Origin of the sequence: Vagococcus silagei, assembly GCF_004795745.1 — a bacterium.
GTDB lineage: Bacteria > Bacillota > Bacilli > Lactobacillales > Vagococcaceae > Vagococcus > Vagococcus silagei.
In genome coordinates, this window is the sequence record NZ_SDGV01000031.1 from 34,719 (window position 1) to 57,578 (window position 22,860).

The 22,860-nt window shown below is 33.0% G+C and carries 16 protein-coding genes, 1 CRISPR repeat array and 1 riboswitch; of the genes, 6 read left to right on the top strand and 10 right to left on the bottom strand.

Annotated features, from left to right (window positions below; translation table 11 throughout):
- Positions 1-20: 20 nt before the first annotated feature.
- The gene (locus ESZ54_RS11455; protein ID WP_136137790.1) at positions 21-2,909 is read left to right on the top strand and encodes a hypothetical protein; all 2,889 of its coding nucleotides are present in this window, start codon (positions 21-23) and stop codon (positions 2,907-2,909) included.
- Positions 2,910-2,969: 60 nt separating this feature from the next.
- Here the strand turns inward: ESZ54_RS11455 and ESZ54_RS11460 are convergent, their stop codons facing one another.
- The 9 genes from ESZ54_RS11460 to metK all read right to left on the bottom strand — a co-directional run bounded on the left by ESZ54_RS11460 (position 2,970) and on the right by metK (position 17,950).
- Positions 2,970-6,344, bottom strand: coding sequence for a M14 family metallopeptidase (locus ESZ54_RS11460; protein ID WP_136137791.1), 3,375 nt, complete (start codon positions 6,342-6,344; stop codon positions 2,970-2,972).
- A gap of 422 nt (positions 6,345-6,766) precedes the next feature.
- Positions 6,767-7,708: a hypothetical protein gene (locus ESZ54_RS11465; protein WP_136137792.1), complete on the bottom strand. Its 942-nt coding sequence runs from the start codon at positions 7,706-7,708 to the stop codon at positions 6,767-6,769.
- Entirely contained in the window at positions 7,708-8,247 is a 540-nt protein-coding gene (locus tag ESZ54_RS11470) for a 5-bromo-4-chloroindolyl phosphate hydrolysis family protein (protein ID WP_136137793.1), read from the bottom strand. Before ESZ54_RS11470 ends, ESZ54_RS11465 begins: the two co-directional genes overlap by 1 nt.
- A gap of 174 nt (positions 8,248-8,421) precedes the next feature.
- Positions 8,422-8,918: direct repeats of the CRISPR family, unit length 36 nt; unit sequence GTTTTGGAAGCATTCAAATCAGCATAGCTCTAAAAC.
- Between the two features lie 171 nt (positions 8,919-9,089).
- Positions 9,090-9,740: a type II-A CRISPR-associated protein Csn2 gene (gene csn2, locus ESZ54_RS11475; protein ID WP_136137804.1), complete on the bottom strand. Its 651-nt coding sequence runs from the start codon at positions 9,738-9,740 to the stop codon at positions 9,090-9,092.
- Positions 9,730-10,071, bottom strand: a complete 342-nt coding sequence (gene cas2, locus ESZ54_RS11480; RefSeq protein ID WP_136137794.1) for a CRISPR-associated endonuclease Cas2 — start codon at positions 10,069-10,071, stop codon at positions 9,730-9,732. Before cas2 ends, csn2 begins: the two co-directional genes overlap by 11 nt.
- Positions 10,068-10,934: a type II CRISPR-associated endonuclease Cas1 gene (gene cas1, locus ESZ54_RS11485; RefSeq protein ID WP_136137795.1), complete on the bottom strand. Its 867-nt coding sequence runs from the start codon at positions 10,932-10,934 to the stop codon at positions 10,068-10,070. Before cas1 ends, cas2 begins: the two co-directional genes overlap by 4 nt.
- Positions 10,935-10,936: 2 nt before the next feature.
- Positions 10,937-14,965 (bottom strand): type II CRISPR RNA-guided endonuclease Cas9, encoded by a 4,029-nt coding sequence (gene cas9 / locus ESZ54_RS11490; protein WP_136137796.1) that lies wholly within the window; start codon positions 14,963-14,965, stop codon positions 10,937-10,939.
- Between the two features lie 266 nt (positions 14,966-15,231).
- The gene (locus ESZ54_RS11495) at positions 15,232-16,698 is read right to left on the bottom strand and encodes an MDR family MFS transporter (RefSeq protein ID WP_136137797.1); all 1,467 of its coding nucleotides are present in this window, start codon (positions 16,696-16,698) and stop codon (positions 15,232-15,234) included.
- Between the two features lie 67 nt (positions 16,699-16,765).
- Positions 16,766-17,950, bottom strand: coding sequence for a methionine adenosyltransferase (gene metK, locus ESZ54_RS11500; protein ID WP_136137798.1), 1,185 nt, complete (start codon positions 17,948-17,950; stop codon positions 16,766-16,768).
- A riboswitch (SMK box riboswitch) is annotated at positions 17,948-18,033 on the bottom strand. (Overlaps the previous gene by 3 nt.)
- Positions 18,034-18,104: 71 nt before the next feature.
- Here metK and ESZ54_RS11505 point away from each other — a divergent pair.
- The 5 genes from ESZ54_RS11505 (at position 18,105) to ESZ54_RS11525 (ending at position 22,470) form a co-directional block, all read left to right on the top strand.
- On the top strand, positions 18,105-18,893 hold the full coding sequence (locus ESZ54_RS11505; protein ID WP_136137799.1) for a hypothetical protein: 789 nt from the start codon (positions 18,105-18,107) through the stop codon (positions 18,891-18,893).
- 263 nt (positions 18,894-19,156) lie between these two features.
- Positions 19,157-20,395 (top strand): DUF4352 domain-containing protein, encoded by a 1,239-nt coding sequence (locus ESZ54_RS11510; RefSeq protein ID WP_136137800.1) that lies wholly within the window; start codon positions 19,157-19,159, stop codon positions 20,393-20,395.
- A 395-nt stretch (positions 20,396-20,790) separates the two neighbouring features.
- On the top strand, positions 20,791-21,522 hold the full coding sequence (locus ESZ54_RS11515) for an AAA family ATPase (protein ID WP_136137801.1): 732 nt from the start codon (positions 20,791-20,793) through the stop codon (positions 21,520-21,522).
- A gap of 144 nt (positions 21,523-21,666) precedes the next feature.
- Positions 21,667-21,963 (top strand): hypothetical protein, encoded by a 297-nt coding sequence (locus ESZ54_RS11520; protein WP_136137802.1) that lies wholly within the window; start codon positions 21,667-21,669, stop codon positions 21,961-21,963.
- Positions 21,964-22,056: 93 nt separating this feature from the next.
- Positions 22,057-22,470: an inorganic diphosphatase gene (locus tag ESZ54_RS11525; protein ID WP_420824369.1), complete on the top strand. Its 414-nt coding sequence runs from the start codon at positions 22,057-22,059 to the stop codon at positions 22,468-22,470.
- A 177-nt stretch (positions 22,471-22,647) separates the two neighbouring features.
- On the opposite strand, the gene ESZ54_RS11530 is transcribed toward ESZ54_RS11525, so the two are convergent.
- The coding region (locus tag ESZ54_RS11530) for a transposase (RefSeq protein ID WP_162615172.1) at positions 22,648-22,860 on the bottom strand (213 nt) is incomplete at its 5' end.

Consider the following 22,860-nt stretch of genomic DNA (forward strand, 5'->3'; position numbering starts at 1 on the left):
AATAAATAAGGAGTGGTTAAATGAAGAAATACATCACGACATTATGTTTTTTTATTATAGGATTGTTACTCTTTCTCCCTCAAACAATCACTGCAGCAAACCAATTTAGTCCTGAACATAATCAACGGACTAGAACATTATATCAAGAGCGCATTAATTATTATTTAGAAGACGGGTGGACTGAATGGCGCCCAACTTTAACTGATTTAGGAAAACCAATTACGCACTCTTTTAACGATCAAGGAGTACCTAAACAACTCGGTTACCGCGTTTCTGGAATTGACACTGCCAATTCCGATAAGGAAACTGGTGTTTTCCCACGACCGCTTGTTAATTTAGTCGGCTACGAAGGGCAAGAAAAGATTGAAACTCAATATTATGGTGGGAACGGCTTTCATTTTAATTCAACTGGTTTATGGGCAAATAGTGTTGAATATAACAAAAAAAATAATGTTTCAATTAATAATTCAACTTTTCAATCAACATTTAGCCTAACAAATAATATTACATATTTAAAAAAAGGCGAAGAACTAATCATGATTGCGGTCAATAACACTAGTGACTTAGCAAAAGATGATAGTAAAAAAGCAAGTAACTCCACAAAAGAAAAAGCCAGATTCAATGATGATATTATTATGACCATTGGTAATAGTGTTTATGAAACACATATTTACCCTGACGCGTATATGCCCGCATTTAGAAGTGATTTCTATGTGTATAATACCGAAAATACCGAACAAAATATTTCACTTCATTACTATATGGATGCTTATCTTAGAAACGATCCAAGTGTTCCTATAAAAGGTATGCCTTTAGGACGCGGTGTTTACTTTGAAGAAGAACGGGGTGAAAATAATCAAAGATTATCATTTTCATTTCCAAGATCTAAAACAATTCCAGCAGTTCAATATGGAACAGCTGGATACAACGATTCATTTTTAAGTCCATTTAAATACGATTTAGATGGTATCGGTGTTGAAAATGATACAGCATTATATAACAAAATGATTGGGAAAGGAGATCAAGGGGTATTCTTCAAACAAAAACCAATCAAACTAAAACCAGGTGAAAAAACGCAATTTAGTTTACTTGCTGGATTAATTGCTTCTAATCAAAATCCTGAAATCTACTTGGATACTGATGACGCTATAGTCAATGACGGACAAGATATAACACTTGAAACCATCTCTTGGTACGATTATCTAGCGAATTCTAGAAAAGGAACCATTTACTTTCAAGTTAATGGTGGCAAACAGAATAAAGTTGACAATTACATCAAAAAAAACGATGCTGATAGCGGCGTGATAGAAAATATTTCACTCGACCATACTCAATTTAATATAGGAGAAAACGATGTTCTCTTCACCATTGTCGACCAACAAGGTAAAAAGGGAACCGCTGGATTGAAGGTGATTGTTCGTCCACAAATTAAATTTACTTTCCATGATAAAATTACTGGGCAAGAGATTGATTCAAGTCAATCTTCCAAATCATTTGGTTGGGTTAACGAATACTATGGCTATGCTGAAAATAAAAATAGTGTCCGTGTTCCTTCAGTTATCCAAGCAGCAGATTTTGACTATGTCGTCGAAACAAGCGATGGTTCAACACCAAACACCGAAAATTATGAGCTTAAAGGAACTTATACTTCACAAAATATAAAGAGCAAACAAGTTAAAGTAAATTATATTCGCAAACCAAGTACCAAACCTTCCTTCACAGTCGATAAGAAAGTCTTCGAATTGAAGGAAAAAGAAAATTCAACATTTAAAATTAACGGAACATTTAAGAATCCGTCAAATTCAAATGCTCGCTTAATCATTTACAGTGCCACTGAAACAATCGAAGATAAAGTTATTCCTAAAAATACTGATCTTAGTAACTGGGAAAGTAAAGCAATTGATACAAAACTTTTTACCGCTAAAGGTCCTGGTACATACCCTATTTATCTTTCATTAAGCAAAGAAAATGGCGATTCAATTGCTGGTCAAGAGGTCACTGTTCATGTTCTAAAAAATACGAAAGTAAATTTCTATCTTGGCGACAAATTAATGGACCCTCAACCTGAGCTTCCAAAAAAAGAATTTGATCAACGCTTGAATACGCAAATTTCTATCGACGTGCCAGCGACACTAAATAACAATAAGTATCACTTAAATCGAACAAAAACAACTGGTTTAACAGAAAATACTATTAATAGAACTGTTTCAACAAGTTTAAATGAGATTGCAGTTTACTATGATTTAAGTGACACAACAGTTACTGTTCATTATTTAAACCGCGAAGTTAATAAGCAGATATTTAAGGCATTGGACTCCAAAGATCGAATGGCGCCAACAACTAAAGAAAACGTGCCGATAGGAACAAATATCGAAACATTACTCGTTCAAGAAATGAAAGATCGCCCTGGTTATACATATACAGATTATCGTGCTATAAAAGGAAACGAGGATGTCACAGGAAAACCAATCACTGGTGAAACAACAGTTTATCTATATTATCTCCCTAAAAGTGAATTGACGGTTCCTTCAAATGTTAACTTTGGTAAACATCAATTAAAGAAAAAGAATGATAAAATTTCTTTAAACGATGATGCCTCAATTATCATCGAAAATACAAAAGAATCACGAGAAACCGATTGTTTAGTCAATTGGTCTTTATCAAGTAATTTTAGTGGTTTTTCTGATCCAAAAACACTAGTCAAATTTAGAGGTTTTATTTCGTACAACAACATTAATCTAAATCCAAATGAAAGTGTGCCAATTCAGGAAAAATCTAATCGCTTAATTCCAACTGATACTGTTAAACTAAATAATTCTGATGAAGGTTTACAAATTCTCATTGCAGATGGAAACTTGAAAGGAAAATATAACGGTATTATTACTTGGTCTTTAGAAGATGTCTTATAATTTTATAAATTAAAAAAACCTCCCGTACTTTTTAAGTATGGGAGGTTTGTTCATTCTATATTATTCTTTTTTGTCTTCTTCAGACGTTTCTTTAGCTTCTTCAATATCTTCAGATTTTACTTCTTCTTTAGTTTCTTCTTTCACTTCTTCAACAACTTTTTCAGTTGTAGTAGTAGTGTCTGCTGTTTTTTCAGCTGTTTCACCTGAATTACGTTTTTTGAAGTAGCCAATACCACCAATAATTACTAAACCAGCAATCACATAGATTATTGCACGATTACCAGTGCTTTGTCTTTGTTCTTTAGGATCTACTTTATCTCCTTGTTCCATAGCGAATAGTGCATTTGAAACATAGCGATAATCATCTTGTTGATGTGCTTTATTTGTAATTGAGTTAGCAAATACTAACACATCAACTTTATCATTTTTAAGTTCAACGACTTGTGTTGATCCTTTATATTTCTTGATATGATCGCCTGACATGAAACCTTCAATTAAATCATCTTTAGTTGTCTTAACTAAAACCTTAGCATCTTTTGGTGTTTTAGTAATCATATTACCACCAAATCCATACATGATGTTATCTTTGTCATTTTTGTAGTTCGCAGTAATGATACTGTCATCTACATATTCAACTGTTGTTAATGCATCATAATCGAAGTTTTCATCACGTTCGAATTCGAAACCTAAGTCTAAGTTTTTAACACTATCAGATGCATAAGCACCTAAAGCAATATATGGTTTCCCATCTTTCACTGCTTTTTCTTCTGCTTCTGATAACGGTTGGTTACCTACAATGACATCGGCATCTTCAACTTTATCAACTAAATCAAAGTTCATTTGTTTTTCAAAGGCGAAGAAATCCCAATTTAAGCTTGTATTTAGACGGTTAAAGTATCCATCCATACCAAATTTTTCATCCTTAGTACCATCTTTAACCATGAATGGTTCTTCTTTACCAGGAATATAGATTTTTGGAGATTTTTTAATTTCATTAGATTTTGGTGCTTCTTTAACTTTCACTGCTTGTAAGATATATTTATCTTTTACTTTGTTAAATTCTGCTTCTGAAATTGCAAAGTTACCTGCGTAATCGCCTGAATCAATTAAACCAACTTTTTCTTTTCCTTTAACTAATTCGTTCACTGCTTGAATCGCGTGAATTGAGTTGTTTTTAAGAACTAAATTATCACCTTCACCAGTTACTTCTGAAGTTAATGGTTTATATTCTTCAATAGCAGTTAGTTCTTCTTTCTTGAATGCATCTTTAGTTGTAATCACATCCATTGAGAAGCCACGTAAATCAGCAAAAGCTGTTAAAGGTTCTGAGTAAAGTGATGTCCAATTTTCAATTACAATATTATCATAAAGTGCGGCATTCGCCATGTTACGTTTCGGTTGTTTCATATCCACAACAATTGTGCCTTTTGGATAAGTTGCTTTACCAATTTTAGTTTCTTTGTTTAACTCATCAACTTTAACATCATTACGTAGTAAGTAAGTTACCAAATCAGATGTTGCTTGACGGTTACGTTGATGTTCTGGATCAGTTGGAATCACATAATATTCTGGGAAGAAGTTATTATTTTCTTCATGTTTTTCTCTAAAGACATCTGCTTCTTTACCAATTTCATCTTTTTGACTCACGTAGTAAGGACGAATTTCATCGGCATCCACATTTTCAACACCACGAATCCAAACTTTTAATTGGTTACCATAGAAATCTTTTTTACGTTCCCCAACATATTTACCGTTATTCAATAGACCATATTTAGCTGCTTGTGTTGCATCTTCATTACCATAAGGAAGTTCAACAGTATATGCTAATGTACCATGTAAATAAGAGTATTGAGGTGTATAACTTGTTGACATACCATCAAATGGATCCCATTCGAATCCACCTTTTTCAGTTTTCTTCAAATAATCACGTAATGGCATTTGGAAACTATTAATTGAATCATTATTAACGATTGCTGTCGCACCGAACGCTTCACCTTGTTTTACAGAGTTTTGAATAAATAAATCATACTCTACGTTAGGATCATGTGTTGGTGAAGTTGGTTCCACTTGGAATTGATTGTAGAAACCATGAATTTCATATAAGTTAACTGGATTCCATTCAGCAATTAATTGTGTCATTGCTTGTGTTTCAGGTTGAATTTGATAAGTATTATCACGGTTTAAGTCAAATCCATTTCCGTTAGTACGAACGTTTAATGCATGAGCATCCACGTTTTCAGAAGGAACTAAAATAAAGAAGACATCTTCTAACATATCTTTGACATTTGCAGTTGTGTTTTCAATATTATAGAATTTTTTCAATTGACCTTCTGAAAGGTTTGCAGCTGCATCTGGATCATCTGGATGTTCTTCACTCTTAACACCATCACGAATATAACCAACACCAGTTACACCTTTATCCGTAATCAATTCCGACCATTTAATCCCACGGTCTTCTTTTTCTTTTTCTACTTGTTTTTTACCGTCTTCAGTTAAATCTTTAACAGTACGATATGGAATTTCGCCATCTGCATTATTTACAAATTCTTTAGTAAATTCCATTACAGCATCCACACCAGGGTTTTCATCTGAGTGAATATTGTTATATAAAATTGGTACGCGGTAATCTTTTTTGCCACCTTCAATTTCATCTAATACTTTTTTAGGATCTTTCATTGCTTCTTCATTCATCTTTTGGTAATTTTCGATTGTTTTTTTAGAATCTGCAACAAATAAGGCTTGCATAGGGCGGCCTTGTGCTGATTTACCAAATTCTTTTACTTCTGCATAAATGCCTTTTTCATTTGCAATTTTTGCATATTCTACTAATGAATCATCTAATCCTTTGTATAAATGGTAATGTTCATAAGGTTTTACTTCGACAGTTGTCGATGCTAACACTTCTTTATCTTCAACCATTTCAAGTTCATATTCACCTGTGTAATCTAAAATTGAGTTACGGATTTGCGGACGAGCACGTCCATCAATCCCATTTACACCATACATATATTCAGTGTTAAATGTTAATGTAATTTTATCATTGTCCACTGTTGTTTTGATATCTTTGAAAAACGGTACTGCTGGATAAGTCACTTCCTCTTCTAGTGCAATTGGAAATGTTTTCCATTTTTCTAAATCGCCACCTAAATATTGATATGGGAATACTTTAGGGTCTTGCTCTCCCTTCTCACGAGATAACTTCCAAGTAACATTTTTAACGACTTTTTCTAAGTCCGCTTTTGATTTACCTGGCAGTTCAACTGTTGCTTGGAAAGATTGTTTATCTGTTAAGGAAATTGCTTTCGAATCTTTTTCATCTTTGTTTGAAAATTCGATTTTTCCATCTGCAGCAAGAACTGAAACTTGTCCAACTCCGAGTATTGCAACACAGACTAATAAACTTTTAATCATTGAATGTGACGTACTTTTTTTCATTTTCCAAATCCTCCTCAATCAATTTTATACAACCTAAGATTAACATTTTAAGTAACCGCTTTCTTTTTTTAAAACACTTTTTTAGTTTTCCCTAATAAAACTCTTAAAGAATTCTAAGAATGTGAAGTTTTCTTCATAAGCGCTGTGACCAAATCTTGAATCTGTTTGTTAGTTAACAAAGTTTTTACGACATTTTTACATACTACGTCTAGTAAAAGAGAACCATTCTCAAGTAAAAAACACCACTAGCTTACCATGAAAAAATATTTATTATCAAAAGATAGTTTATTTCAATTTATTTAATGATTGTTTTATATAATTGTTTGTGACTCGAATAAATATAACGATAGTAATCAATAAATTTTCTAATTAAATAACAAAAAGTTGTTGATCATGATCAACAACTTTTATATCTTAATCATTTAATTTTTTACTTCCTTCTTTACTTCAGAAGTCTGCACTTCAAATTCCTTTTCATCATTCAATTTATCATCCACAGGTTTGAATTTAACACTATTTTCAAGATTATCAATCGATTTTTTAAATTCCTTCTTGAAATCTACTAATGTCTTTAATTTATTCACTTCAACCTTGTCTTCCTTATATTCATAAGTATCTAAAATTAATCCTGTACCATCCTTAAAAAGAAAATATTTTTTTACTCGCGAACTTGAACGATCAGGATTCGCTTCGAAAATATAGCCTGTCTGGACATCATCCACCGCCTTCAATGGAAATGCCTTAACAATTGCTTTTCGGTCAACATAGGTATTTGTCTCATTAATCAAATTACTAGCAATCTTCACATCGATCGAATCTGTTGAACGACCGTCTTCATATAATTGAATTGACAGTACTGGTACTGTATCGCCATATGTCTTCGTAGTAGGTAACACCGACCACTTATTCAACGTCTGACTATTAATCTCAGTTTTATCTTGAATTTCAAACTCACAACTTCGATTTGTTTTTAGCAGACGATCCTCTCTAACCACAACTAATGGATTTCCAACATCAATATTTTCAGCTTCTGCTTTCTTGATTCCTGCATCAGGCAACGGCGTCACATCTCCATATTCTCTATCTGAAGAAGAACTTGGAAAAATGTCTGTGACACTTCCCAGCAACTTATAACCAAAAAACACGACCACTGCAACACCAATAATTACATACACAATTGCAGAATCATCTTTCTTTTTTTTCTTCTTCTTAGTTTGTCGTTTGTTTTCGTTTTGAGCATTCTGACTTTGATTTGATTTTGTTTTTTTATCAGAAAAAATATTTTTCTGTACATTTTTCTTTGTATTTTGTTTTTCAAATAATTCATCATATGAATCATAGAACTTCTTATTATCTTTTGCCATTATTGATCCTCAACTATTCTTTGGGTAACTGTCACTTCATCGGCTTCCTTTTGAACAATTATTTCATAATCATCAATGATACTCTCAGACACAACCATAATCGTTTTTGTAATTACTTTTAGAGATTGACCAATCTCACTTGTTTCAATCTTAGATTTTTCAATATCTGTAAAACGCTTGGTTGCATCTAAAATTCCTGGAAGTTTTGTATAAAGAAAATCGTTCATTTCAGTCATATTTTTAGGATTATCCATTAATCTCCGAAAGATTGCCTTTGCAGACTTAATCGCGGTTAAAACTTTCGGAATTTGCCTCATACGTTTTGATTGATTGACTAATATTTCCCATTCAATAATCTGATCCTTAGCTTCGCCCATTGTTTTTTTAAACAGATTGAGATCTGCATCAGACAATTTATGCTTTAATTGAAAATCCTGTATTTTTTTTTGAAAAATACGATTATTTTTTAATTGATCTTGCGTTTTATTTATGACAACAATCATTATTAATATAAAAACAACACCTATGAAATATTTCATCTTAATCCCCCACTACTCTACATAATATTAAAAATCACTATAACACAATTATACTATAACTTGTACATAAAATTTAGAAGGATTTTCGAACTGATGAAAAAAACAAAGTTTATTCTTTAGCCACACAACTTTCATTTTTTTAATTGACACTTCCCAGTTTCCGGAGTTCTATAAGTTTTGGTAGCATTCAAATCAACATAGCTCTAAAACCATAAAAGCGTTATAGGTAGTTACCTTCAGTTTTGGAAGCATTCAAATCAGCATAGCTCTAAAACTATCACTTCCGGCATATGAAGATGCAGAAGGTTTTGGAAGCATTCAAATCAGCATAGCTCTAAAACACTGAGCTTGTAATCATACCAATACCTGTAGTTTTGGAAGCATTCAAATCAGCATAGCTCTAAAACGGCTCTCCGAAGATATCGCTAATAAAATTGGTTTTGGAAGCATTCAAATCAGCATAGCTCTAAAACACCGCTTTTTTTACTCTTTCAAAATCCTTTGTTTTGGAAGCATTCAAATCAGCATAGCTCTAAAACACTGTACATGCTTCTGAAACGTGTTTTAATGTTTTGGAAGCATTCAAATCAGCATAGCTCTAAAACTGTCTCAAAAGAGTGGATAGAACTTAGAAAGTTTTGGAAGCATTCAAATCAGCATAGCTCTAAAACCTCGTAGACCATTTTCGTTTTTTTGAAATGCCGTTAAATCAAGGTTTCGTAATCGCACTATTTGTCCATAGCAAGACTTCAGACTGAATGCTTCAATTTATTTAAATCGATTAAATTTTCAAAGAGCTAAGAAATTTGTAAAAGAAATCGTGCTAATAGTTAGAATAAATTTTAATGAGATAAATAAAAATTTGAATCAATTACATATTGCTGAATATTAAAAAATTTACGTGGTTCTAAAAACAATACATCAATATTCGCCATTGCAATATAATGCTTTAATTCAATAAATTCATCTATACTAAAATAAGAACACACATTGATAAATACCAATAATTTTTTCCTAGACAAATATTTGAAGATTTGTAATATTTCATATATTTTTTCATAAATCGTATCACTTTGCGTTTCAATTTTAATACCCAATGCTTTAAACAACTCTAAAATAGTTATTTCATCTGATTCTAAATCTAACTCATGGCTTAGTAACTCCAAATTAATCATCTCTGTAATTTTATTTGCCATCTGTTCAATATTTGTTTTTACTTCTGGTTTTTCATTCAACTGATCTTCTAAATCAGCATAGATTAATTTGACGACACTTGGAGCGTTCACATCAAATCCCAAAATATCTGTAATGACAAGTAATTCTGTCGATTTTAATGATTTAAAGCTATCATCGTAAACTTTGAGCTGTTCTTTCTCGCTAAATTGATAAAATTGTTTAATCAACTTGGCAAATAAAGATTGTTCCTCAACTACAACAACCGTTGCATTTTCAATTTCAATCGGATCATCCAACAAAGGAAAATTAATCTTCATCATAATTGTCTCCTAAAAATACAATGCGTGCGTCACTATTTGCAAAACTTTTATCTTTATCTCCATTTAAGTATAACATTTTTGCAAATTGTTTTTCTGTTATTGTTAAAATAGTAATCAAGCCATGTTTTGGGTTATTCTTTTTTAATCGAGAAAGCATCATTTTACTTGCAGAGTTATTTAATAAAATTTTACTGTATATTGAAAACTGATGCATTATGAAACCCTCATTCAACAAAAAAGTTCTAAAAACTCGGTAGGCTCGTCTTTCATCGGCCGTTTCCGTAGGCATATCAAACATCACTAACATTCTCATATATCGATAACTCATATCCTAAACATAGGAACTCCTTCCCTTTCACCATTCAATGCTTGAATGGTTTTTTTAGTGTAATCACTGACGATATTTGTCAAAAACATCTCCTTCTTTTCGTAAAGATATGTTTTACTGAACATCTCAAACAAGTGACATTTCATCATCTTAAAATTTTCTAAATGATGCTCGTAAATGATTTGATCAACAATCGGTCGAAACGGTTCCATAAAATCACTTGCTAAGTTAAAGTCATTAAACTGATTATTATGTTTCAAACCAAATTGTGTCATACAACCATTTTTTACAATCTCTCGTGCAAATAAACTCATTAATAATGTATATCCATAATTCAGTCCCGCATTGATGTCATTTTCTAAGTCTCGACTAAACTTATTACCAAAAAGCGTATTAAAATAAATTCTTGCAGCATGCCCTTCACGATTTGTTGGATCAAAAATTTCTAATTGATCGTGTAATTTTAAAATCGATTCCGATTTAGGTGTGAACTGATGTTCTTCAAGATGGCGACTTTGATTTAATATTTTCTGTGAAATAATATTCGTCCAAACAAAGGACTTACGCTCATCTTGCCAATTTACCTGTTTTCCCAGTTGCAGACTACTGTCATGTCTTGCATAAAACGGTAAAATTCGGCCAATTGGTAATCTTTTATCATCACAAAACAAAACCAAAATATTTTCGTCTACCAATCTTTTAATTAACATCGTTGTTAAAGAGATATCCGTTGTTTCCAATAACAAGACATCTATTTCTGATAAATGAATCATTTCTTGTTGGTGCACTGCCTTATAGATAAGATGATTATTTTTATATGATAACTTTGAATGATTATTTACAACTACCGTTCTCCATCCCATTTTTATCCCTCAAATTTCCATTTTGATTCAAATAATCCTGTTATCGACTGATCAATCAACACTCCGTCAATTATTCCTCTAATATCCGTAACAGATCTATATTGCTTTCTAGGAATTTTAACATCTAGAAACTCAATAGTAGTTGATCCTCCTACTTGAGTTAATTTGATTAAATTGGTAAAAGCTTTTGCAAGTATTGCAATATCACAATACTTATTAGCTTCAAACGTTTTTCTTATTTTTATATCATCTTTCAATATCATAGTGTATTTTTTGTCGAAATTTAAAATAACATCAAGTAATTCAGCATAACTATCTCTTAATTTTTCCAAATCGTTCATAACACTTGTATCACCAGAAACAAACGCAACCGAATAGTACATAAGTTTGTTTAAATGATCTGAAAGAACGATTTGATTTGCTCTTTGAATTTCATTTGCACTAGCTAAAAATCGTTTTCGACCATCAGACAGTTCAAACAATGAATATTTTGGGAGTTCACGAATTATTATAGGATTAACTCGCCCGATATTTTTTAAGTAGACGACTCTATCCTTCTCGTATTCAATAACATCACGAATTGGAATCCCAACTAAACTTAATAAGCGAGCATTTTTTTCTATTGAAGATATCAGAACTGTAAATGAAATCTTTATTTCTTTAAATCCTCCATATTTAATTGTTTCTAAATTCTTCTTAATCGGAATTAGCTTATTTGAATCACTGGATGGAAAAACTGACTCTTTCGTTAATTGTCCCTTCTGTCTTTCAACTTTTTTGACAATATTCATCTGACGATAGTTCAAAACTTTCTTAACTTGTGCAACATCTCGTTGTGACCATAAAACTTCGCCACTGTCAGTTTTTCTAGGTTCGTTGCTCTTAAAGAACTTCATAATATTTCCATAAAACTCTCTCTTCTCTGTCGCAGAAAAACGAGCCATGATACGTTTTTTATTGTATTCACCATAGACAAACTCTGATTTTAACTGCGGATAAACATTAACTAAAGTATTCCCTACCACGACGTTCAAGTACGCATCATGAGCATGATGATAATCATTAACATCTCTAACCTTATAGAGCTTAAAATCTTTTCTAAATTGACTGGTCAATGCTGATTTAAGTGATAAAATGTCAACGTTTCGAATGACTTGATCATTTTCATCTTTTTCAGGATTAAAACGTTGATCCAGTATTTGCGCCACATGTTTTGTGATTTGCCTAGTTTCAACAAGTTGTCGTTTGATGAATCCCTCACGGTCAGCTTCAGTCAAACCACCATGCTCACCTTTTGTTAAATTCATAAATTTGCGTTCTGATATTAAGCCCGAATCTTTAAGAGTTTGCCAAAAACGTTTTCTCGACCGAACAATGTCTTCACTCGGCACATCATCTAATTTTCCACGATTTTTAGAAGAGCTAACCAAAACAAGGTTGTCTAAAGAATCATCTTTAATAAAGCTTTGTGGGATGATATGATCCAAATCATATTGAGATAAACTTGAGATATTTAGATCGTCTTCCGTGTACATGTCTTTTCCATTTTGTAAGTAATATAAGAATAGACGATTATCTCTTAGTGCTTCATTGGTTGTAGGATTGTCTTTCAAGAGACTGCTTTGCATGTCCGCCATTAGTTTTTCTAGCTGTTTCAATCTTGATGATTTTCGATTTGTTCTTTGATTTTCTCTAGCCATCTCAACAACAATCGCTTTTGGATCATAGCCCATAATGCTTACAAGCTCATCAACTACTTTTAAACTTTGCAGAATTCCTTTTTTAATCGCTGGGCTTCCAGGTAATTTATGCACTGTTTCTTCAAGCCCTATCTGTTTCACATCTAGTTGTCGATTCATAATTTCTTCTTTAAATGATAATAAAGGATCATTGATCAACTGCATTAAATTTCGGTTGGTATGTTTTTTGACACCATCATCTTCCATTAGAAAGTCTAGAATTGTTTTTCCAGATTCTCGGTCAATGATACCATGGATTAGCTCTTTTGATAAACGTCCCCAACCAGTATAATGTCGACGTTCCATAGCTTTTAATGTACCAGCAGAAAAAATATTTTCATATGACTTCAATTGTTCACGAATCATTTTTCGATCTTCAAAAATAGTCAAAATTTTAACAATATCTTCAATGATATCTTCATTTTTAGGATCATCTAAGAATGCTCGGTCAATTTTTAATTTCAACAAATCGTGATACGTTCCCAAGTGAGCATTAAATGACGTTTCAATTCCTGAAGCAATCGATACTCCCGAAATTTGATACTCATTTTCTAAGAAATTCAATAAGGCTTTTTTAGACACTTTTCGATTGTATTTAAACAACTTCTCAAAAATTTCTTGTTTTTCATCACCTGAAAAATTAAAAACAATATTTTGCTCGTTCTTATAAGTTACTTTAGTTAACTCATTGAATATTGTATATTTTTGATATAATAAGCTATGCTTAGGTAAAACTTTTTCTGTCGGCAGATACATATCAAAATTAGTCATTCGTTCAATAAATTGCTTTGAAGATTCAAACTCATCGACAACTTCACTAAAATTCCATGGTCTAATTGGTTCATTTGATTTTCGCGTCAACCAAGCAAACTGACTCTGTTCGCTATTTTTTGCTAACGGCCCGACATAGTATGGAATTCTAAATTTGAAAATCTGACAAATTTTCTCAGTATTCTCTTTTAAGAACGGATAAAATTCACCTTGTCTTTCTAAAATCGCTTCGAGTTCGATTAAATGAATTTGATGCGGAATCACACCATTATCAAAAGTTCGTTGCTTTCTTAAATAGATTTCCTTATCAATTTTTTCAAGACTAGATTGAAAATCATCAATAGCCCCCAATTCCTTCTTCAGATATTTGTAGAACATTTCTTGCGTTACTTTTTCACCATCAATATAACCTGCATATCCATTTATAGTGCTATCATTAAAAATTGATCCATATTTTTCTGGCGCGTTATTTTTTACGATATTTTTTAAATCAGCCAAGTCTTCTTTATGCGTAGTATATCGCTCAATCATGCTCGCCGAAAGTTTTGCACGCGTTTGACGATCTTCTGTTTTTAAAACACTTGACAATTCAATTGCATCGTAAACATTTTTAGCTGCGGTAAACAAATCGGCATAAACATCAGATGTCAAACTGAGAAGTTCATCTCGTTCCTCTTCGTACGTTTCTTTCGACAATTGTAATTTAACATCATTTTCTAATCCAAAAGTCTTCTTAAAATTCCCTTGATTTCCCACAATTAGTTTAATGAATTGAGCGAATGTTCCATTGGATTTTTCGCCATCAAATTCCTTTAAGATTAAATCAGCTTTTTTGGCGCGACTGATTGCTAATTTTGTAATCTTTTCAATTTTTATTGATGTATCCACCTGATTTATGATGACTTGTTCCCCAAAATTATCAGCCATCAGTAAAAACGTATCATTATAAATATTTAAAAATTTTGAAAAAGCTTCTTCAACAGAAGAATTTTCAGCATTTAAGTTTCCTTCAATTAAGAAGTGTCCACGAAACTTCATAATGTGCGCAATGGCAAGATAAATAAGACGTAAATCAGCTTTTTCTTTAGAATCAGCTAGAGTCTTACGCAAATGATAAATTGTCGGATAATCGTTGTGATAAGCTACCTCTTCCTCTAAAGTCCCAAAAATCGGATGACGTGCTTCTGTTTTATCAACAGACACGATAAAACTTTCATCAAGTCTGTGGAAAAACGCAGGGTCAAACGCTTTCATTTCTGGCGTAAAAATATCTTGTAAATACAAAATTCTTTGTCTTCGACGAATGTATCGTCTTTTAGCGACTCTCTTCATTCGACGATCCTCAGCTGTTTGACCCTCATCAAACAAACGGACGCCCCAAAAATTTTTCTTAACAATTGTTTGATCAGTATTTCCTTGAATCGGCATCTTTCTCTTCACTAAATCCAAATTATCCTTAACAACAGCCCAACCCACTGAATTGGTTCCAATATCAAGACCTATTGTATAATTATTGCGCATCGTTCTTCCTCCAAATCTATTTTTGCTATTGTATTTTGGAACATTCATGTTATAATAACTGTGTTGGTAGCATTCAAATCAACATAGCAAGTTAAAATAAGGCTTTGACCGTAATCAACTTCGGTGGCGCTGTTTCGGCGCTTTTTTTTTTATGTCCATTTTTAGCACAACACATTGTTGTTTCAGTATATCATAAAATAAAACAAACAAATTTAAAATATCAAAAAAAGTGTAAGAAAAAACGTTATTTTTCTTACACTTTTTTCTTAAAATGTAACCCTCTTTTTAAACTGATTGATAATTAGAGTCACTATCACTAAAGAAAGACCAACCAAAAATACGTTATGAATGCCATCGGATAAAATAATACGCATCTCGCCAATCAGATGTTCTGGAATACTGCCTATTTTTTCTGGATTAATCACATCATTCATCATCTGTTCGGTAATGCCTAAATCTTTTTTGTTGGCAATTGCACTGTGCATTGTGCTGTTGACAACCAATCCAAAAATAGAAATCATAACTGTTTGTCCTAATGTTCTCGACAGAGTAAAAAATGAGGTTGCCACCCCAACTTGATTTGAATCAACAGTCGATTGAGCCAACACTGTCAGAATGGTCATCGAAATACCAAATCCAATCCCAAAGACCAGCGAATATCCTAAAAAGACAGCATATGGTGTTTCAGGAGTAACAAAAATCAAACCAATACCTGCTGCGATAAGTGGAATCAAGCCCATCAAAATAATTTGACGACTATTATATTTTTTCATACTCTTACCACTGATAAATGAACCCACCATCCAAATCACCGACATCGGTGCTAAGACGATACCACCGAGCATCGCCGATTTACCAACAACCGTTTGCATCCAAGTTGGAATATAGACTTCAACTGCCATTAAGTAACCCGCAATCAACGCTGCCATAATATTCACAGCTACATAGGTTTTATTTTTAAATAAATCCAATGAAATAATTGGATCTGTCACACGTTTTTCAACGCGAATAAACATAAATAGTGTTACAACGAAGATGGCTAGAGAGATTAATGTGAACAAACTAAAACCTTTACTTAATGTTTGAACGCCTAATAATAATGAAATCAACATAATCAGCATAAAAAAACTACCTACAAAATCAATCTTCTCTTTATTGACTTCAAAATCTTCTTCAACCATATAAACCCAAAACAGTCCCATTAAAACAATACCAATTGGTACATTGATTAAGAAAATCCAATGCCAACTAAAAGTATCAACGATAAAACCGCCTGCCAAAGGACCCACAATACTTGCAATCCCCCAAGCTGCACTATTCAAGCCTAAAATATTCGCGCGTTTCTCAACGGGATATAAATCGGCAATAATTGTCAATGACACTGGCACAATTGCCCCAGCACCCGCTCCTTGAATGGCACGGAAAATGATCAATTGAATCATACTCTGACTCATACCAGATAGTGCTGAACCCACAATAAAAATAAGTATCCCTACTAAGAAGACTGGTTTCCGACCAATTTTATCAATCAATTTTCCATAAATGGGTGTCATCATTGCATTCGTCAACAGATAAATCGAGACGACCCAATTCATAATTTCAATACCTTCTAAAGATCCTACAATCCGCGGTAAGGCAGTTGAAATAATTGTCCCTTCAATCGCTGTCATAAACGTTGCAATAAAAATACACATCGTCACAATTTTTACATTCGTTGTTTTTTTCTTTTCCATAATTTCCTCCCTAGATAAACAAAGACCCCAACAAGTATGATAGCTTGTTAGGATCATTGGTAATTTTTTAAGCTAAACTGACACGTAAATCAGAGACTTTATCTGTTTTTTCCCAAGTAAAGTCACTATCTTCACGACCGAAATGACCATAAGCAGCCGTTTTTTGATAGATAGGACGTCGTAAATCTAACATTTCAATAATTCCCTGTGGTGATAAATCAAAATTAGCACGAATAGCGGCAATTAATTGCGCTTCTGTATGTGCACTTGTCCCAAATGTATCGACTGAAATAGAAACTGGTTGTGCCACTCCAATCGCATAAGCCAATTGGACTTCACATTTTGTTGCTAGTTTAGCTGCCACAATATTTTTCGCGATGTAGCGGGCTGCATAACTTGCAGAACGGTCAACTTTAGTTGCATCCTTCCCTGAGAATGCCCCACCCCCATGACGCGCATAACCCCCATACGTATCAACAATGATTTTACGTCCTGTTAAACCAGAGTCTCCTTGAGGTCCGCCAATGACAAAACGCCCTGTTGGGTTAATGAAATAGCGTGTTTTATTATCCATTAATTCAGCCGGAATAACCTCTCGGATGACTAAATCATGCATGTCTTTTTTTATCGTTTCTAATGTTACTTTTTCATCATGTTGTGTACTAATCACAATTGTATCAATGCGAGCTGGTTTGCCAGCTTCATCATACTCAACTGTCACTTGTGATTTAGCATCTGGTCGTAAATAAGTTAGCTTGCCTTCTTTTCGTAAAGCCGCAACTTTTTCCATAATGCGATGGCTCAAAGCAATTGGTAATGGCATTAACTCTGGTGTTTCATCAATCGCAAACCCAAACATTAATCCTTGGTCACCTGCACCGATTTCTGATGCTTCATTTTGGCCCTCTTTTTTCTCTAAGGCTTCGTCAACACCTTGCGCGATATCTGGTGATTGTTCATCTAATGCCACCATAACAGCACATGTGTCGCCATCAAAGCCATCTTTCAAGCCTGTATAGCCAATTTCCTTAATTTTTTCACGCACAACTTTTTGAATGTCAACATAAGCTGTCGTCGTGATTTCACCAAAAACAAGAACCAAACCTGTTGTTACTGACGTTTCACACGCCACACGTGCCATTGGATCTTGAGCCAAGATGGCATCTAAAATTGCATCACTAATTTGATCAGCAACCTTATCTGGATGTCCCTCTGAGACTGATTCTGATGTAAATAATTTTCTTTCTGTCATTTCCTGTATTCCCCCTGGTTTCATTTTTCGGTTACAAGGCATCTTTACGTGATGTAAATCCTATCGGGAATCTTGCACCAAAGTCAGTATATCAGATATTGCTACAATTACCACTGAAAAATCTTGACCTTTCCTTTATTCTTTTCTATCATTAATGAATACGAATAGAAAGGATCTAAAAGCTGTGACTAAAAAACAATCCGTTTCATTCTCACTTGGGTTTATTGTCTTGACTACCCTGCTCCAAACTGTTCTATCAGTGTTGCCAGGCTATCTCTACTACCAAGACAATCCCCAAGGACCTATGATTTTACCATATATGCTTGTTTATCTATTACTATGTGATTTCTTCCAAGTCTTTACGCGTGCACTCTATAAGAAGGGGCGCTCGTTATCACTTGCAATCTATGCAATCAAGATTTTAGCAAGTGGCGCCTTAATTTATTTTGTCGCCTCTCAAACTGCGTATCAATTTGTCTTAATTTTCATCGCCTATGAAATTTTCCAATTATTGATTTTATCCAAACATTTCTTTTATATCGATTCCATTATGTACTCAATTACAAATGCAATTTTTAAAGGGCTTGTTTTTAATCAACTACTCACCATCAGTTATCCATTTAATTATGATTTTAAAGCGATGATTCCGTTTATCTTTGCCTTCTTCTTAATCTTGTTTATCACGATTTTGACACAGGGCATGTATTCATTTCTATCAAAACAAGCCTGGTTCTTGTTACTATCGGTTGTTTGTTTGATTACAATTTACTATCTGCTATACATGCAGTTTTCTAACAGTATCTTGCCACTTTGGAAATTCACCAGCTTTATTGTGGCAAACATCATCGCCCTCTTCTTCTTTGCTAAATCAAAAAATAGCCAAAAAAAGGAATTGGTCCTCTATTTATTTGGACTCGTTGGCTTGATGGTTTACTATTTTTAAATCAATGACAAATGAATTTGTGACTAAGTTTTCAGCATATTGCCGTAAAAGCTACTTCTGTAACACCGTTTGTTCATCATTAGGTACGTGTGACATCCTTTTGTCGCACGCACCTCTTTTTTTGGCGCACATCCAGTAAAAATATAGAGCCCACTCTATAATAAACATAAAAAAAATATATGCACGATTTCTATATTGATGTTATGATTAATACATGTTTTGGGTTCAAATAAGATACATAAAAAAAGGAGATTTAGGAGCAAATGAAAAAACAATTAGTATTACTAACAATCGGACTGACTGCACTTACTTTAGGAGGATGTAACAAACCAAAAGAAGCTGATAAAAAATCAGCTGTATCAACTGCTACTTCTAAAAAACTTGAGAAAAAGACAACTGAATCAACAACTAAAAAAGAAAAAAGTGACAGCGGCGACTGGAGTGCCATTAACGACACACTAAAATCAACGACCGAAGCCAAAGACTTAAAAGTGGTTTACGAAAAAAATGAAGCCATCAAAAACGAAAATCAAGGTGTTAGCGTTACTTTAAATGGATATGAAAATGTCGAAATTAAAAACTTCTCAAATGACCTTAACATCCCATTTGGAAATCAAAACGAAACCGGAAACGTCGTCTTATTCTCAACTACAATCAAAAATGATACAAAAGAACCTGTGTATGTTGGACCGGGATTTACGATGTATGTCACTGGCTATTCTCCAGCGATATCAAGAAAACCAGGATTATTAGATAAAGATCTAGTTGATGAACTTGTTAGTGTCAAAAATGAATTACCAGCAGGAAAAGAAATTTCAGGATATGTAGCAGCTGCAATTAAGCCCGAAGCGATGGCGAAAATCAATGAACACAAAACTGCAAAATTAGAATTACCAGGAATCTTTAAGAAGCAAGACAGCTTTAAAAAAGAAGATGCTCTGCTTGAATTTAAAGAAGTTGAAATTCCCTTAGTAGGCGAAGGTGAAGATACGCTTGCAAAAGCTTCAGAATTTTATAAAGATAAAGCAACCGCAGACAATTGGGGCACTAAGAAGATGATTTCCGAAAAGAAAGTCGGCGAAGAAAAATCATTTTCAGATATTAAAGTTAAATTTGACGGTTACCAAGTGACTGAATTCGAACCAAACGAAGATCAAAAACCGCGCTTTAAAAAATTGGACAAGGGAATCATCTTAATGACAACCAGCGTCACAATCAAAAACGACAGCAAAGAAGCGATTAGCTTTAATACAACATCAGCAACTTTAACGGTTGGTGATTCAGTCAAAATGATGAATGAAAAATACCTTGAAGTGGATGGTGCAAACGAGAAATTAGAACCTGGTAAAACCGATACTAAATATTTAGTCTTCGTGATGGATAAAGAATCATACGATAAATTATACAAAGATCAAGAATACAATTTAGACGTCAGCTTATATGACCAAAAATTTGCTAGAATGACCAATATTGATGATCTTTCATTTAAATTTAAAAATTAATCAGCGCTTGATTAATAGAGCGTAAAAATAAAACGTAGAAATTGACACAATAAACTGTCATTTTCTACGTTTTTATTTCCCATGACTATCAAATGAATCAGTACGTACTTAAATAGCTTTTAGACTGAGTTTAAGAAAAATATAAAAAACAGACTTCTATTCTGTTGAACTTTGAAAAATACTTCCTCTAAATCATCTCTAATCGGCTTAAAAAGCAAAATAATAAACATCATCAAAAAAGCGCTGTAACAGTTGATATATCAGCACTTTAATGTCATAGTAGATGTATGAAATTAATAAAATTTAGAGAGAAGTAGGGCGATTCGTATGCTTAAAAAATAATACGACAGGATCAAACAAAACATAATTATGACTATCCATTTAATTTGACTTGGTTGCATAATACAGACGAGATTGTATTTAATCGACCCTTAACTTTTATGGTGGGAGACAACGGGGTTGGAAAATCAACCTTGATTCAAGCAATTGCCATTTCAAATCAAATCCCGCAACTTACCAATCAAATGTATGAAAATGATCCTGAATATGAAAATATATCACAACTAGCAAATTGTCTAAAATCACATTGGGACGTGAAGTCTAAACGTGGCTTTTTCTTTAGAGCCGATGATTTCATTAGCTTTGTTCGAAAAAACAAAAAATTACGCAAAGAATTAGAAACTGAGTTAGCTTTACTAGACGAAAAAGGCATCGATAAATTGGCATTCGAGAGGCAACCCTTTCAAAATTCTTTAACCGTCTTAAAGCGAAGTTATCCAAAAGAACTTGATAAACTGTCGCACGGTCAATCGTTTTTAGCGCTTTTCAAAAGCAGGTTAGCTCCTAATAGTTTATACATTCTAGACGAACCAGAAACACCTTTGAGTCCACAAAACCAGTTGTCGTTGCTTTACATGATTGACGAACAAATAAAGCAAGGCTCTCAATTTATCATTGCCTCACATTCACCAATCTTAACTGCCTATCCAAATGCTGATATCTATCATATAAAGCACGATGACATCTCACTAATCGAATATGAAGAAATCGAAAATGTTGCCTTTATGAAACACTTTATGACAGATCCACAACGATTCATGCATTATACATTTGAAAGAGACAATTAGAGATTTGACAATAACACGATCAATAAACATCTTTAAAGACTATTTCAAGTATTAAATCAACTTGTTGAATAGTTGTGTCTGTATGGTTGATTAACACATTATTGATAACTTTAAAAAAATTTTTTTAGGGAGGATTGTCTCATTATGGAAAGAAAAGAACCTTTTGAGCTTAAAATTACTTACAATGACGCAAGAAAAAGTATTTTTATTGGCGTTTTGCTACTCTTCTTTACAATTGGAATGGTTGTTTGGCTAATAATACCTTTTTTTACCATTAAAAGTATTCATGATATTATTTCTTCTAGCTTGTTACTTTTTGCACTAACTATCACCGGTATACCATTTTTAGTATATTTTATGGGATTTTTTTCTTTCGCACTCATACAAAATGGGCTGATATTTCAGATGTTGGCTGTTTCAAACAGCAAGATAAAAAAGTAAAAATTCTTTATAAGTACCAAGTGATTTTTGAAGATGGAACAAGACATGAATTTGATTTAAGAGGAACATGTCCCACAAAAGAATTTAAAGAAATTGTTGACGATTATTGGCTATTTTATTATTGTCAATAAATCAGGATGGTTGTATTTCTCAGAACTTATGAAGGGACTGATTACCATAGAAAAATTAAAACTTAAAGTCACTATTGATCGACCAATTGGCTATATTGATGATTACAATAATTGTTATCCACTTAATTATGGCTATATTTCCGGGATAATTGGTGGAGACGGCGAAGCACAAGATGCTTATATCATTTCAAAAAACGCAATGATGCCTTTAAACACTTTTGAAGGTGAATTAATCGCAATTATTACTAGAAACGATGACATCGAAACGAAATGGGTCGTTTCAGATGTAGGCGCATCCTATTCTGTAAATGAAATTGCAGATAAAGTAAATTTTCTTGAAAAATATTTTGATTCCTCTATTGAATTAATCCAATAAAGACACTTCTTTTAAGGTTTAAGTCATTACCATTGGAAGCAAATAAAAAGCTTATTTGACTGACGTCCAAACACAATTTCCAAACGCATTGGTAGCGTCAGTAAATGAGCTAATTTCATAATTCACTTTTTAGAAAAGTAAACACTCGACCAATTTCAATATTCTTGTTTTTTGAAGTTAAGCGACTAGTTCTTTTCTATATTTCACTTGTGATAATCGTTGTGCTGCAAAATTCTTTAAATTATAAGCAAGTTGAATCAGTAATAGTTCCACTTGAACAATTTCTGATCGATAGTGTGTCGTATCATTTAATTTCATATGTTCTTTTAGATAACCATTCACTCTTTCAACTGCACTTCGTTTCGCGTATAGTTTTTCCCAAGCTTTTGT

Bases quoted from the DNA above. Each gene is read 5' to 3' on its own strand.
- ESZ54_RS11505 (WP_136137799.1), top strand. From the start codon at position 18,105: ATGAATACGAATAGAAAGGATCTAAAAGCTGTGACTAAAAAACAATCC.
- ESZ54_RS11520 (WP_136137802.1), top strand. From the start codon at position 21,667: ATGGAAAGAAAAGAACCTTTTGAGCTTAAAATTACTTACAATGACGCA.
- cas2 (WP_136137794.1), bottom strand. From the start codon at position 10,071: ATGAGTTATCGATATATGAGAATGTTAGTGATGTTTGATATGCCTACG.
- ESZ54_RS11495 (WP_136137797.1), bottom strand. From the start codon at position 16,698: ATGGAAAAGAAAAAAACAACGAATGTAAAAATTGTGACGATGTGTATT.
- ESZ54_RS11470 (WP_136137793.1), bottom strand. From the start codon at position 8,247: ATGAAATATTTCATAGGTGTTGTTTTTATATTAATAATGATTGTTGTC.
- ESZ54_RS11460 (WP_136137791.1), bottom strand. From the start codon at position 6,344: ATGAAAAAAAGTACGTCACATTCAATGATTAAAAGTTTATTAGTCTGT.
- cas9 (WP_136137796.1), bottom strand. From the start codon at position 14,965: ATGCGCAATAATTATACAATAGGTCTTGATATTGGAACCAATTCAGTG.
- cas1 (WP_136137795.1), bottom strand. From the start codon at position 10,934: ATGGGATGGAGAACGGTAGTTGTAAATAATCATTCAAAGTTATCATAT.
- csn2 (WP_136137804.1), bottom strand. From the start codon at position 9,740: ATGAAGATTAATTTTCCTTTGTTGGATGATCCGATTGAAATTGAAAAT.
- ESZ54_RS11465 (WP_136137792.1), bottom strand. From the start codon at position 7,708: ATGGCAAAAGATAATAAGAAGTTCTATGATTCATATGATGAATTATTT.
- ESZ54_RS11510 (WP_136137800.1), top strand. From the start codon at position 19,157: ATGAAAAAACAATTAGTATTACTAACAATCGGACTGACTGCACTTACT.
- ESZ54_RS11455 (WP_136137790.1), top strand. From the start codon at position 21: ATGAAGAAATACATCACGACATTATGTTTTTTTATTATAGGATTGTTA.
- metK (WP_136137798.1), bottom strand. From the start codon at position 17,950: ATGACAGAAAGAAAATTATTTACATCAGAATCAGTCTCAGAGGGACAT.